Source organism: Streptomyces anandii JCM 4720, from assembly GCF_014650655.1.
In the GTDB taxonomy this organism is placed as follows: Bacteria; Actinomycetota; Actinomycetes; order Streptomycetales; family Streptomycetaceae; genus Streptomyces; species Streptomyces anandii.
Window position 1 is genome coordinate 103,084 of the sequence record NZ_BMVJ01000019.1, and the last position, 13,239, is coordinate 116,322.

At 71.5% G+C, this 13,239-nt stretch carries 13 protein-coding genes; 10 read left to right on the forward strand and 3 right to left on the reverse strand.

From position 1 onward, the window contains the following. Both IE249_RS27970 and IE249_RS27975 read left to right on the forward strand, forming a co-directional pair. A partial coding sequence (locus IE249_RS27970; protein WP_229859398.1) for a polyamine ABC transporter substrate-binding protein occupies window positions 1–1,119 on the forward strand: 1,119 nt, incomplete at its 5' end. 13 nt (window positions 1,120–1,132) lie between these two features. Then, complete coding sequence (locus IE249_RS27975) at window positions 1,133–1,735, forward strand: HXXEE domain-containing protein (protein WP_229859401.1); 603 nt, start codon at window positions 1,133–1,135, stop codon at window positions 1,733–1,735. Here IE249_RS27975 and IE249_RS27980 read toward each other — a convergent pair. Together IE249_RS27980 and IE249_RS27985 are read right to left on the reverse strand one after the other, a co-directional pair. Beyond that, window positions 1,689–2,372 (reverse strand): glycerophosphodiester phosphodiesterase, encoded by a 684-nt coding sequence (locus IE249_RS27980; RefSeq protein ID WP_189709103.1) that lies wholly within the window; start codon window positions 2,370–2,372, stop codon window positions 1,689–1,691. The genes IE249_RS27975 and IE249_RS27980 overlap by 47 nt on opposite strands. A 75-nt stretch (window positions 2,373–2,447) precedes the next feature. Then, window positions 2,448–3,497: an adenosine deaminase gene (locus IE249_RS27985; protein WP_189709105.1), complete on the reverse strand. Its 1,050-nt coding sequence runs from the start codon at window positions 3,495–3,497 to the stop codon at window positions 2,448–2,450. A gap of 267 nt (window positions 3,498–3,764) precedes the next feature. Here IE249_RS27985 and IE249_RS27990 point away from each other — a divergent pair, with 267 nt between their 5' ends. Both IE249_RS27990 and IE249_RS27995 read left to right on the forward strand, forming a co-directional pair. Beyond that, window positions 3,765–4,484 carry a DUF4190 domain-containing protein gene (locus IE249_RS27990; RefSeq protein WP_189709107.1) on the forward strand — a complete coding sequence of 240 codons (720 nt, stop codon included), beginning with the start codon at window positions 3,765–3,767 and terminating at the stop codon, window positions 4,482–4,484. 104 nt (window positions 4,485–4,588) lie between these two features. Next, window positions 4,589–5,050: a DUF4190 domain-containing protein gene (locus IE249_RS27995; RefSeq protein ID WP_189709110.1), complete on the forward strand. Its 462-nt coding sequence runs from the start codon at window positions 4,589–4,591 to the stop codon at window positions 5,048–5,050. Window positions 5,051–5,286: 236 nt separating this feature from the next. Here the strand turns inward: IE249_RS27995 and ybiA are convergent, their stop codons facing one another. Beyond that, window positions 5,287–5,865 (reverse strand): riboflavin biosynthesis intermediates N-glycosidase, encoded by a 579-nt coding sequence (gene ybiA, locus IE249_RS28000; protein WP_189709112.1) that lies wholly within the window; start codon window positions 5,863–5,865, stop codon window positions 5,287–5,289. Window positions 5,866–6,075: 210 nt separating this feature from the next. Between ybiA and IE249_RS28005 the strand changes: the two genes are divergently transcribed. From IE249_RS28005 to IE249_RS28030, 6 genes are all read left to right on the forward strand, one after another. Next, window positions 6,076–7,611 carry a gamma-aminobutyraldehyde dehydrogenase gene (locus tag IE249_RS28005; protein ID WP_189709170.1) on the forward strand — a complete coding sequence of 512 codons (1,536 nt, stop codon included), beginning with the start codon at window positions 6,076–6,078 and terminating at the stop codon, window positions 7,609–7,611. A gap of 50 nt (window positions 7,612–7,661) precedes the next feature. Then, a complete protein-coding gene (locus IE249_RS28010) occupies window positions 7,662–8,909 on the forward strand; it encodes a polyamine ABC transporter substrate-binding protein (RefSeq protein ID WP_189709114.1) in 1,248 nt (415 codons plus the stop codon). Window positions 8,910–8,914: 5 nt separating this feature from the next. Further along, window positions 8,915–10,069, forward strand: a complete 1,155-nt coding sequence (locus IE249_RS28015; protein WP_189709116.1) for an ABC transporter ATP-binding protein — start codon at window positions 8,915–8,917, stop codon at window positions 10,067–10,069. Next, window positions 10,069–10,998 (forward strand): ABC transporter permease, encoded by a 930-nt coding sequence (locus IE249_RS28020; RefSeq protein WP_189709118.1) that lies wholly within the window; start codon window positions 10,069–10,071, stop codon window positions 10,996–10,998. The genes IE249_RS28015 and IE249_RS28020 overlap by 1 nt, the downstream gene beginning before the upstream one ends. Then, on the forward strand, window positions 10,999–11,799 hold the full coding sequence (locus IE249_RS28025) for an ABC transporter permease (RefSeq protein ID WP_189709120.1): 801 nt from the start codon (window positions 10,999–11,001) through the stop codon (window positions 11,797–11,799). A 94-nt stretch (window positions 11,800–11,893) separates the two neighbouring features. Beyond that, the coding region (locus IE249_RS28030) for an NAD(P)/FAD-dependent oxidoreductase (RefSeq protein WP_229859402.1) at window positions 11,894–13,239 on the forward strand (1,346 nt) is incomplete at its 3' end.

The following is a 13,239-nucleotide window of genomic DNA, read 5'->3' on the forward strand; positions in this document are numbered from 1 at the left end:
CTCGGTGCCCTGGCCGGCTGCGGGGTCCCCGCCGCCTACGTACACCCCGGCGACCGGTCCGTCCCCGACGCCTCCGCCACCGACAAACGGCTCACCTGGGCGAACTGGCCCCTCTACATCGACACGGACGACGACGACCCCAACCGCCGCCCCACCCTCGAGGCCTTCGGCGGACGCACGGGCATCTCCGTCGACTACGTCGAGGAGATCAACGACAACGACGAGTTCTTCGGCAAGATCAGCCCCGCCCTGATGAACCACCAGCGGCCCGGCCGCGACCTGATCGTCATGAGCGACTGGATGTGCGCCCGCTTCGTCCGCCTGGGCTGGGTGCAGGAGATGGACCGCGCCCGACAGCCCCAGGTGGCCCGCCACCTGGACCCGCTGCTGCGCTCGCCCGCCTTCGACCCCGGCCGGAAGTTCACGGTGCCCTGGCAGTCCGGCATCACCGGCATCGCCTACGACCACCGCAGGCTCGGCCGCGAGATCCGTGGCGTCCCGGACCTCTGGGCGAGCGACCTCAAGGGCCGCGTCACCCTGCTGTCCGGCCTGGACGAGGCGTTCGCGCTGCTCATGCAGGGCAACGGCGTCGACATCCGCGCCTGGAAGGCGGACGACTTCCACCGGGTGTGCGACCAGGTGGAGAAGCAGGTGCGGCGCGGCCAGATCCGCCGCTTCACCGGCAACGACTACACCAAGGACCTGGTCAGCGGCGACGTACTGGCCTGCCAGGCCTACTCGGGCGACGTCATCCAGCTCCAGGCCGACAACCCCGGCATCCGCTTCGTCGTGCCCGAGGAGGGCGCCGAGCTGTGGGCGGACTCCCTGATGATCCCGGACCGGGCCCGCCACAAGGCCAACGCCGAGCGGCTGATCGACTACTACTACGACCCGGAGGTGGCCGCCGAACTCGCCACCTGGGTCAACTACGTCTGCCCCGTCCCCGCGGCCCAGGCGGTCCTCGCCGACGCCAAGGACGAGGACACCGCGGCCCTCGCCGAGAACCCGCTGATCTTCCCGGACTCCGCGATGCGCCGCCGCCTCGCCATCGCCCGCGACATCACGTCCACCGAACGCGTCGAGTTCGCCCGCCGCTGGAACAAGATCGTGGGCCTGTAGCAGACTCAGGGCCGTGACGGACACACGCGAAAGCCCGGCCCCCCACGGCGGCGGACCGGTGGGCCCGGAGGTCACCCTCGGGTTGCTGGCGGCCTGGGCCCTGCACGACGCCGAGGAACTGGCCGCCGTGCCGGGATGGCTGCGGCGCAACGTCCCCCGGCTGCGGGAACGGTTCCCGGACGTGCCGGAGGCGGTGTGGCGGCGGGCCGAGTCGCTCGACGCGCGCGAATTCGGCGTGGCCGTCGCCGTGATGGCCGGGATCGTCGCCGCGGCGTCCGTCGCCGGGCAGGCGACCGGCGGCCGCTCGGCCGCCTACCAGGCCGCGCTGAACGGCTTCGGCCTGCACGGCCTGGTCCACCTCGCCCAGGCCGCGGCGGTACGGGGCTACACCCCCGGATCGGCCACCTCGCCGGTCGTGGTCGTCCCCTTCACGCTCTGGGCGCGCGGGCGGCTGCGGCGGGCCGGTGTGCTGCGCCCGGCGCGCCCGCGGGACGTGGCCGTGGGCATCGGGGCCGCGGCCGCGGCGACGGTCGCCTCGCACGTGGTGGCCCGTCGGCTGCTCGGCGCGCTCAGTGACCGCGCAGGGCGCACAGCAGGTCGACACGGTTGGTGGTGACCGAGTCGACGCCCACGTCCAGCAGACGGCGCAGGGAGCGGCGGGTGTCCGGCGTCCACACGGACAGCAGGTGGCCGCCGCGGTGGACGCGGGCCGCCAGCGCCCTGTCCACCAGGCCGAAGCGGTAGTTCAGCCACCGGGGCCGTACGGCGTCCAGCAGCCCCGCCCGCGGGGGAGCGAGCGACGTCCAGGTCAGGGCGATCTCGGCGGACGGGTCGGCCGCGCGGACCGCGAGCATCGCCTCCGCGCCCGCGCAGTAGTACACGCGCTCCCCGGCCCCGCAGTCGCCGACCACGCCCACGATCCGCCGCACGGCCGCCGGGCTCGGGCCGCCGGGGAGGTCCACCATCACCCGGCTGCCGTCCGTCGCGGCCAGCGCCTCGGCCAGCGTCGGCACCCCGCCGCGGGTGAGCTCCGCCAGCTCCCGCGCGGACAGCGAGCGCAGCGGGCGGTCGTACCCCCACAGCCGCTTCAGCGTCTCGTCGTGCAGCAGCACGGGCACGCCGTCGCGGGTCAGGCGTACGTCGATCTCCACCGCGTCCGCGCCCTGGTCGAGCGCGGAGCGCAGTGAGGCGATCGTGTTCTCGCGGAAGCGGTAGGGGTCGCCGCGGTGCGCCACGGCCGTCACGGTCTGCATGGGCCCCATTGTGTCCCGCGAGCCGGTGTCAGGGCCCGGACACCGTTGGGCGAGGCCCGGACCCCCGGGCCCGGGTCAGGGGGCGAGCCAGGTCTCGGTGTAGGCGTCGATCTCCCGCGTGAGCCGCGCCTTGCCGGCCTCGTCGAGGAAGGAGGCGCGCACCGCGTTCCTGGCGAGCTCGGCGATGCCGCGCTCGTCGAGGCCGAGGAGGCGGGCGGCCACCGCGTACTCGTTGTTGAGGTCGGTGCCGAACATCGGCGGGTCGTCGGAGTTGATCGTGACGAGCACCCCGGCGCGGGCGAACTCCCTGATCGGGTGCTCGTCGAGGTCGCGCACGGCGCGGGTGGCGATGTTGGAGGTCGGGCAGACCTCCAGCGGGATCCGGTGCTCGGCGAGGTGGGCCAGCAGCTTCGGGTCCTGGGCGGAGCTGGTTCCGTGCCCGATGCGCTCGGCGCGCAGCTCGGTCAGGGCGTCCCACACCGTCTCCGGTCCGGTGGTCTCACCGGCGTGCGGCACCGAGTGCAGCCCGGCGGCGATCGCCCGGTCGAAGTACGGCTTGAACTGCGGCCGGGGCACGCCGATCTCGGGTCCGCCGAGCCCGAACGACACCAGGCCCTCCGGGCGCAGCCGGTCGTCGGTGGCGAGCCGGGCGGTCTCCTCGGCCGACTCCAGCCCGGCCTCGCCGGGGATGTCGAAGCACCAGCGCAGCACGGTCCCGAACTCGGCCTCGGCCGCCTTGCGGGCGTCCTCGATGGCGTCCATGAAGGCGCGCTCGTCGATGCCGCGCCGGGTGGAGGAGAACGGCGTGATGGTCAGCTCGGCGTACCGCACCTGCTGGCGGGCCAGGTCGCGGGCGACCTCGTAGGTCAGCAGCCGTACGTCCTCGGGGGTGCGGATCAGGTCGACGACGGACAGGTACACCTCGATGAAGTGCGCGAAGTCCGTGAAGGTGAAGTAGTCGGCCAGGGCCTCGGGGTCGGTGGGCACCTTGGAGTCGGGGTGGCGGGCGGCCAGTTCGGAGACGATCCGGGGGGACGCGGAGCCGACGTGGTGCACGTGCAGCTCCGCCTTGGGCAGTCCGGCGATGAAGGCATGGGGGTCGCGGGGTGCGCGCTGGTCGGTCAAGGTGTCCCTCCCCGGGAACGGCACCGCGGGCCCCGGCGAGGGGGCGTGGCGCGGTGCGGGTGATCGGCTGATCGATGAGCCAGGCCATCGTAGGCGTACGGGGTGCGCGGCGCCGGGGCCGGAGCGGTTCCGGGGCGGTCCCGCCGTGGTCCCGGGGTGATCCCGGGGGGATCCCGGGGACCGTGGCCGGGCGTCGGGACCGGTCGCGGGGGCCGCGTGCGAGGGCCGTAGCATGGCGGGACGATCGACCGAGGGGGACGCGAGGACATGACGGACGGAACGCGGGCGGGCGGGGACGCCGGAGCCGGCGACAACCCGTGGGCGCCGCCCGGAAGCAGGCCCTCGCTGGACAAGACCCCGCCGCCCGCGGCGGCGCCGTACCCGCCGCAGGACCAGGTGCCCGGGCAGGCGGCCGCACAGCCGCCGTACACGCCGCCCTCGGTGCACGACCAGGCGACGATGGCGTCGATGCCGGCCGCGCCCTTCGCCGCGCCCGGCTACGACACCGGGGGCCACCCCGCTCCCGGCGCCGGGTCCGCGGTGCCCCCGCCGCCGGTGGCGCCCACCGGACCGGCCGCCCCGAGCGGCTACGGCTACCCCGCGTACCCCACGTACCCGGGCCCGGCGGGCTACGGCGGCTGGCCGGGCATGCCCATGGCGCCGCAGAACGGCATGGGCACCGCCGCCATGGTGCTCGGCATCCTGTCCTGCTGTCTGTTCTGCCTGTACGGAGTGGTGTCGCTGGTGCTCGGCGTCCTCGCGGTGGTGTTCGGCGTCAAGGGACGGCGCCGGGCCGAGCGCGGTGAGGCCACCAATCACGGGCAGGCCCAGGCGGGGCTGGTGATGGGGATCATCGGCATCTTCCTCGGCATCGCCGTGGTCGTGCTGCTCGCGATAGGGATCACGACCGCCATCCAGCACGAGGAGGACAGCGACCCGTACTACGGTTCGCTCGGGCCCTCCGTCACGGTGCTCGCCGACCGCTGAGCGGGTCCCGCGCGGCCGCCGCGCAACAGTCTCGGCGGACGGTGTCCCCCACGGCGAACAGGCCCATTACGATGCCTGACTGTCAACGGAGGGGAGACCAGACCATGTCCGACACGCAGCCCAACCCCGGTGGATTCGGGCCGCCGTCCCAGCCGCCGCAGCAGCCCGCGCCGGGCTACGGCTACCCGCAGCAGTCCGGCCCGGGTTACGGCTATCCACAGGGCCAGCCCGGTTACCCGGTCGCGCCCCCGGTGTATCCGCAGGCCCCCGGCTACGGCATGGCCGCGCAGCCGAGCAACGGCATGGGCACCACGGGTCTGGTGCTCGGCATCATCGGCGTCGTCTGCAGCCTGACCTTCATCTTCTGGTTCTTCGGGGTCATCCTCGGCATCCTCGGGATCATCTTCGGCGCGATCGGACGCGGCAAGGCCAACCGGGGCGAGGCCACCAACAAGGGCGCCGCGACCGCCGGCCTGGTCTGCGGCATCGTCGCCACGGTGGTCCTGCCCCTGCTGGGTCTCCTGGTCTTCGCCAGCTTCATGAGCAGCGCCGGCGGCACCTTCTGACCCCACGGCCCGCCGCGCCCCCACCCGGCGCGGCCGGCCCACGCCCACCGGGCCCACGCCCTGGGGTCCGGCCGGCCCAACCGCCTGACGGCCACCGGGCCGGCCCGCCGGGGCGCCTCCTCGCGCGCCGTCGCGCGGCCGCGCGATGCGCCGACGACCCGCCGTGATGGCGGAGGCCGCGCCGACCGGCCGAGGCGCGGCCGCCTCACCGGGGCGACCCCGTCGACGACCGGGCTTCAGGAGCCGGCCGTGCAGCCGCCCCAGGCACGCAATCGGGCCCGGGTCTCCATCAAGGCGAAGCCCAGGAGGTTGGGGCCGAGCCAGCGGTGCGGGTCGGAGGCCGCTTCGGCGTCTGCCGGGAGGCCGATGCCCCAGATCCGGTCGACCGGGCTTGCCTCGACCAGGACGCGGTCGCCCGTGTTCAGGAGGAACTCCCGCAGGCCGGGGTGGGCGGCGAACTTGTGGACGCTGCCCTCGGTCACGAGGGCGAACCGCTCTCGTGCCCAGGTCCCCTCGTCGAAGCCGCGCACCAGCCGCCCCGCCTTCTTGGCCTCGGACGGATGCCCCGCGGCCAGCACCCGCCGCTCCGCCTCCGCGTCCTGGAACAGCCGGGCCTTGCCGGCCATCATCCAGTGCTCCGCGCTCGCGTACGTCACCCCGTCCACGGTGAACGGCGAGGGCCACCACTGGCTCAGACAGCTCGGACCCACCCGCCCGTCGGGTCGCGGCCGGTGCCCCCAGAAGTGCAGGTACTTCACTCTCGTCCCCGCCTGGACCTCCCTGATCAGGGCTTTCCAGGAATCGATCCTCCCCATGCACGCGAGTGTGGCACGCACCACTGACACTCCGTCCCCCCTTTTCCGTGCCGACTCGACACCTGGTCGACAGATTCCGTCGCGTAACCAAAAGGCAACAACGGAATCACTTGTTGGAGTGGCATAGCTCTGTCAGGATCGGCACTCAAATCGAGCTGGAGCTACGCCAGCCGCCCCCGTGGAGAGCGGGCGGCGGTGGAGGAGAGCGACATGCACAACCCGGGCACCGCCACCCCGGACCGGTTTCCGGCCCAGGAGTGTTTCGCGGACGGCGCGCAGTTCATCGCGGGCCGCCCCGCCAAGGGCACCTCGGGCCGCACGCACGCGGTCGTCGACCCGGCCACCGGCAGGGAGGTCCTCGTCTACGACCTGGCCGGCACGGACGACGTCGACGCCGCAGTGGCCGCAGCCCGCGAGGCGTTCCCCGGCTGGGCGGGCGCCACGCCGGGCGAGCGCTCGGACGCCCTGCACCGCTTCGCGGCCGTCCTGGCCGACCGCGCCGAGGACCTGGCCCGCGCCGAGTCCCTGCAGTGCGGCAAGCCGCTGAAGCTGACCCGCGAGTTCGACGTGCCCGGCACGATCGACAACACGGCGTTCTTCGCGGGCGCCGCCCGTCACCTGCAGGGCCAGTCGGCCGGCGAGTACTCCGGCGACCACACCTCCTACGTACGCCGCGAGCCCATCGGCGTCGTAGGCTCCATCGCGCCCTGGAACTACCCGCTCCAGATGGCCGCCTGGAAGATCCTCCCGGCGATCGCGGCGGGCAACACCATCGTGCTCAAGCCCGCCGAGCTGACCCCGCTGACCTCGCTGATGTTCGCGCAGGCCGCCACCGACGCGGGCATCCCGGACGGCGTGATCAACATCGTCACCGGCACCGGCCGGGAGGCCGGCGAGCATCTGGTCGGCCACCCGGACGTGGCGATGACCTCCTTCACCGGATCCACACCCGTGGGCAGGCGCGTCGCCGAGATCGCCACCGCCACTGTCAAGCGCCTGCACCTGGAGCTCGGCGGCAAGGCGCCCTTCGTGGTCTTCGACGACGCCGACCTCGATGCCGCCGTCAACGGCGCGGTCGCGGGCGCGCTGATCAACACCGGTCAGGACTGCACGGCCGCCACACGCGCGTATGTGCAGCGCCCGCTCTACGAGGCGTTCGTCGAGCGGACGGCCGCCCTGATGGACACCGTCCGCCTCGGTGACCCGTTCGCCCCCGGCACCGACCTCGGACCGCTGATCTCGCACACCCAGCGCGACCGGGTGGCCGGTTTCGTCGACCGGGCCCGCGCCTACGCGCGCGTGGTCACCGGCGGCGAGGTCCCGCAGGGCGAGCTGAAGGACGGCGCCTACTACCGGCCCACCCTGGTCGCGGACGCCCCGCAGGACAGCGAGATCGTCCAGTCGGAGATCTTCGGCCCGGTATTGGTCGTGCTGCCGTTCGACGGTGATGATGAGGGCATCCGGCTGGCCAACGACACTCCGTACGGTCTGGCCGCCTCGGCGTGGAGCCGGGACGTCTACCGGGCGAACCGGGCGACCCGGGAGATCAAGGCGGGATGCGTGTGGATCAACGACCACATTCCGATCATCAGCGAGATGCCGCACGGCGGATACGGGCAGTCCGGCTTCGGCAAGGACATGTCCGCCTACTCGTTCGAGGAGTACACGCAGATCAAGCACGTCATGTTCGACAACACGGCGGTGGCCCGCAAGGACTGGCACCGCACGATCTTCGGGGACCGATAGCCACCACCGGCCTGTGACCGGGCCAATCCTCCCGAAAGGGCACCACGCGCATGGAGCAGTACGAGCCCGACCGCCTGGCTCCGGCCCAAGTGGCCGCCATACGACGCAGCTTCCGCAACGGGCGGGCCTCCCTCACCCGTCGTTCGCTGCTGCGCGCCTCCGCGGGCGGCGCGCTCACCGTCGGCGGACTCGGGGCGCTGAGCGCCTGCGGGATCCCCGCGGCCGGCAAGACCCAGGGCGGCACCTCCGCCGAGGACCACTCGGCCAAGGAGAAGGTGGTGAACTTCTCCAACTGGCCCGAGTACATCGACGTCGACGACAGCGGCAAGCACCACCCGACGCTGGAGACGTTCACCAGGCGGACCGGCATCCAGGTCAAGTACACCGAGGACATCAACGACAACAACGAGTTCTTCGGCAAGATCAAGCCGCAGCTCGCCGCCGGCCAGGACACCGGCCGGGACCTGATAGTCCTCACCGACTGGCTCGCCGCGCGGCTGATCCGCCTGGGCTGGGTGCAGAAGCTCGACCCGGCGAACCTGCCGCAGGCCTTCGCCAACCTGGCCGAGCAGTACCGCAGCCCCGACTGGGACCCGGGCCGCGCCTACTCCTACCCCTGGCAGGGCGTCTCCACCGTCATCGCCTACAACAAGAAGGCGCTGGACGGCATCGAGGTGAAGTCGGTCTCCGACCTGCTGGACAACCCCAAGCTCAAGGGCCGGGTCTCCTTCCTGTCCGAGATGCGCGACACCATGGGCATGACCCTGCTCGACATGGGCAAGGACCCGGCGAAGGTCAGCGACGACGACTACGACGCGGCGATCGCCCGTCTGCAGAAGGCCGTCGACAAGGGCCAGATCCGCCGCTTCACCGGCAACGACTACACCTCGGACCTGACCAAGGGCGACATCGCCGCCTGTGTCGCCTGGGGCGGGGACATCGTCCAGCTCCAGTCGGACAGCCCCGACGTCGACTACGTCATCCCGGACGCCGGCTGGCTCACCTCGACCGACAACATGCTGATCCCGAACAAGGCCCGCCACAAGGCCAACGCCGAACGGCTGATCGACTTCTACTACGAGCCGCGGCAGGCAGCCCAGCTCTCCGCCTACGTCGCCTACATGAGCCCCGTCGACGGGGCGAAGGAGGAACTGGCCAAGATCGACAAGGCCTCCGCGGAGAACCCGCTGATCATCCCCACCAAGGACATGGTGGCCAAGGCCCACTCCTTCCGCGCCCTGAGCGACAAGGAAGAGGCGGCCTACGAAGAGAAGTTCGCGAAGCTCACAGGGGCGTGACGAGAATGACCACCACGGACAACAGCGGCGACGTCCGCCTCTCCGGAATCAGCAAGACCTACGGCAGCTTCACCGCCGTGCACCCGCTGGACCTGACCGTGCCGCAGGGCTCCTTCTTCGCCCTGCTCGGCGCCTCCGGCTGCGGCAAGACCACCACCCTGCGCATGATCGCGGGCCTGGAGGAGCCCACCCTGGGCACCGTCCACCTCGGCGACCAGGACGTGACGCGCCTGCCGCCGTACAAACGCCCGGTCAACACGGTCTTCCAGTCCTACGCCCTCTTCCCGCACCTGGACATCTTCGAGAACGTCGCCTTCGGCCTGCGCCGGCGCGGCATCAAGAGCGTCAAGAAGCAGGTCGAGGAGATGCTGGAGCTGGTCCAGCTGGGCGAGCAGGCACGCAAGAAGCCGCACCAGCTCTCCGGCGGCCAGCAGCAGCGCGTCGCGGTCGCCCGCGCGCTGATCAACCACCCCAAGGTGCTGCTGCTGGACGAGCCGCTCGGTGCGCTCGACCTGAAGCTGCGCCGCCAGATGCAGCTGGAGCTCAAGCGCATCCAGACCGAGGTCGGCATCACCTTCATCCACGTCACGCACGACCAGGAGGAGGCCATGACCATGGCCGACACGGTCGCCGTGATGAACGCCGGCCGGGTCGAGCAGCTCGGCTCGCCCACCGACCTCTACGAGAACCCGCAGACCACCTTCGTCGCCAACTTCCTCGGCACCTCCAACCTGATCGAGGCCGAGGTCGACTCAAGGAGCGGTGACGACATCGTCCTGAAGGCGGGCGGCGGCAAGCTGTCCCTGCCCTCGGCGCGCTGCTCGGCCCCGGCGGCGACCGGCGGCAAGGTGCTGGTCGGCATCCGCCCGGAGAAGATCTCCCTGACCGCCGCCGCCGACGCCGGCGAGATCCCCGAGGGCCGCAACCGCATCACGGGCCGGATCGCCGACTCCAGCTTCATCGGCGTCTCCACCCAGTACGTGATCGACAGCCCCGTCTGCCCCGAGTTCGAGGTCTACGCCCAGAACATCGACCGCGACGCCCGCCTGGTGCCCGGCGCCGAGGTGGTCCTGCACTGGAACCCGGCGCACACCTTCGGGCTCGACGCGGCCCAGGACATCGACGCCGGCGTGGAGAGCGTCGAGGAGGAGGCCGCCTGATGGCCGCAGTCACCGAGGCGCCCCCACCGCTGGCGCCCACCACCCCCGACAAGAAGCCCCCGCGCAGGCGGGGCCGCCTCACTCCGTACTGGCTGCTGCTGCCCGGCCTGCTCTGGCTCGTGATCTTCTTCGCGCTGCCGATGATCTACCAGGCCTCCACCTCCGTGCAGCAGGGCTCCCTGGAGCAGGGCTACAAGGTCACCTGGCACTTCGCGACCTACTGGGACGCGCTGTCCGAGTACTGGCCTCAGTTCCTGCGCTCGGTCATGTACGCGGCCTCCGCCACGGTCCTGTGCCTGCTGCTCGGCTACCCGCTGGCCTATCTGATCGCCTTCCGCGCGGGCCGCTGGCGCAACCTGATCATGATCCTGGTGATCGCGCCGTTCTTCACCAGCTTCCTGATCCGCACCCTGGCCTGGAAGACGATCCTCGCCGACGGCGGGCCGGTCGTCGGCGCGCTGAACACGCTGCACGTCCTGGACGTCACCAACTGGCTCGGCTGGACGGCCGGCGACCGGGTGCTGGCCACTCCGCTCGCGGTGGTGTGCGGTCTGACGTACAACTTCCTGCCGTTCATGATCCTGCCGCTCTACACCTCGCTGGAGCGCATCGACGGCCGGCTGCACGAGGCGGCGGGCGACCTGTACGCCAGACCCTGGACCACCTTCCGCAAGGTGACCTTCCCGCTGTCGATGCCGGGCGTGGTCTCCGGCACGCTGCTCACCTTCATCCCGGCGGCCGGCGACTACGTCAACGCCGAACTCCTCGGCTCCACCGACACCCGCATGATCGGCAACGTCATCCAGACGCAGTTCCTGCGGATCCTGGACTACCCGACGGCGGCCGCGCTGTCCTTCATCCTCATGGCCGCGATTCTCCTCATGGTCACGATCTACATCCGCAAGTCCGGGACGGAGGATCTGGTCTAAATGCCCTTCGTCAACTGGCTCAAGCGCCATCTCGTCGTCATCGCGGGACTGCTGACGCTCGGCTATCTGCTGCTGCCGAACGTCATCGTCACGGTGTTCTCCTTCAACAAGCCGAAGGGGCGCTTCAACTACGAGTGGCAGCAGTTCTCCACCGACGCCTGGGGGGACCCCTGCGGTGTCGCGGGCATGTGCGGCTCGCTGGGCATCAGCCTCCAGATCGCCCTGTGGGCGACGGTCGGCGCCACCCTCCTCGGCACCATGATCGCCTTCGCGCTGGTCCGGTACCGCTTCCGGGCCCGGGCCGCGGTGAACTCGCTGATCTTCCTGCCGATGGCCATGCCCGAGGTGGTCATGGCGGCCTCGCTGCTCACCCTGTTCCTCAACATGGGCGCGCAGCTGGGCTTCTGGACCATCCTCATCGCGCACATCATGTTCTGCCTCAGCTTCGTGGTCGTCGCGGTGAAGGCGCGCGTGATGTCGATGGACCCGCGGCTGGAGGAGGCCGCGCGGGACCTGTACGCCTCGCCCGTGCAGACCTTCCTGCGGGTCACCCTGCCGATCGCGGCACCCGGCATCGCCGCCGGCGCGCTGCTGTCGTTCGCGCTCTCCTTCGACGACTTCATCATCACCAACTTCAACGCGGGCTCGACCGTCACCTTCCCCATGTTCGTGTGGGGTTCGGCGCAGCGTGGCACACCCGTGCAGATCAACGTCATCGGCACGGCCATGTTCCTCGTCGCCGTGCTGTTGGTGCTCGCCTCCATGCTCATCACCAATCGCCGCACCCGGCAGAAGGCCTAGGCCCCGTCGTCGAATTCCCGCCCGCCCTCCGGGCGGACGACGGGAACTCGACGACAGGGCCTGGCCCGGGACAACCCTGTGGGGAGTTGAAATCATGGCCCCGAGCGCCATGAGCCGCAGCAACGACTGGACGAAATCCCTTTCCGAGGCGCAGCCGGTGCCGTACTGGCTGGACGACCCCGGCCGGCCCCGCCCCGAGCCCGCGCTCACCGGCGCCGACGACTGCGACCTGCTGGTCGTCGGCGGCGGCTACAGCGGGCTGTGGACCGCGCTGATCGCCAAGGAGCGCGACCCGGGCAGGGACGTGGTGCTGGTGGAGGGCCGCGAGGTGGGCTGGGCCGCCTCCGGCCGCAACGGCGGATTCTGCGCCGCCTCCCTCACCCACGGCCCGGCCAACGGCCTCACCCGCTGGCCGGACGAGATCCACAAGCTCCAGGAGCTGGGCGACCGCAACCTCGACGCCATCGAGGAAACGGTCGCCCGGTACTCCATCGACTGCGACTTCGAGCGCACCGGCGAGATCGACGTCGCCACCGAGCCGTACCAGGCCCGGGAACTGAAGGACTGGTACGGGCAGTTGCGGGCCAAGGGCCTGGCCGAGGGCATGGAGTTCCTCGACCGGGACGCGGTGCGCGAGCAGGTCGCCTCACCCACCTTCGAGGCCGGCCTCCTCGACCGCAGGGGCGTCGCCATGCTGCACCCCGCCAAGCTGGCCTGGGGTCTGAAGCGGGCCTGCCTGCGGCTCGGCGTCCGCGTGTACGAGCACACCCCCGCGCTCACCCTCAAGCCGTACGGCGCCGGAATGGCCGTACGGACCCCCTACGGGCAGGTGCGCGCCCGCCGGGTCGCGCTCGGCACCAACATTTTCCCCAGCCTGGTCAGACGCGTCCGCTCCTACACCGTCCCGGTGTACGACTACGCCCTGATGACCGAGCCGCTGAGCGACGAGCAGATGGCGTCGATCGGGTGGAAGAACCGCCAGGGCCTCGGCGACAGCGCCAACCAGTTCCACTACTTCCGCCTGTCCGCCGACAACCGGATCCTGTGGGGCGGCTACGACGCCGTCTATCCCTACGGCGGCCGGGTGCGCGCCGAGTACGACGACCGCCCGGAGACCTACGCCAAGCTCGCCGGGCATTTCTTCACCTGCTTCCCGCAGCTGGAGGGCGTCCGCTTCACCCACGCCTGGGGCGGGGCGATCGACACCTGCTCGCGCTTCTCGGCGTTCTTCGGCACCGCCCACCAGGGCAGGGTGGCCTACGCGGCCGGATACACGGGCCTGGGCGTGGGCGCGACCCGCTTCGGCGGCGAGGTGATGCTCGACCTGCTGGCGGGGGAGCGGACCGAGCGCACCGAGCTGGAGATGGTGCGCAAGAAGCCGCTGCCGTTCCCGCCCGAGCCGTTCGCGTGGACGGGCATCGCGCTCACCAAGTGGTCGCT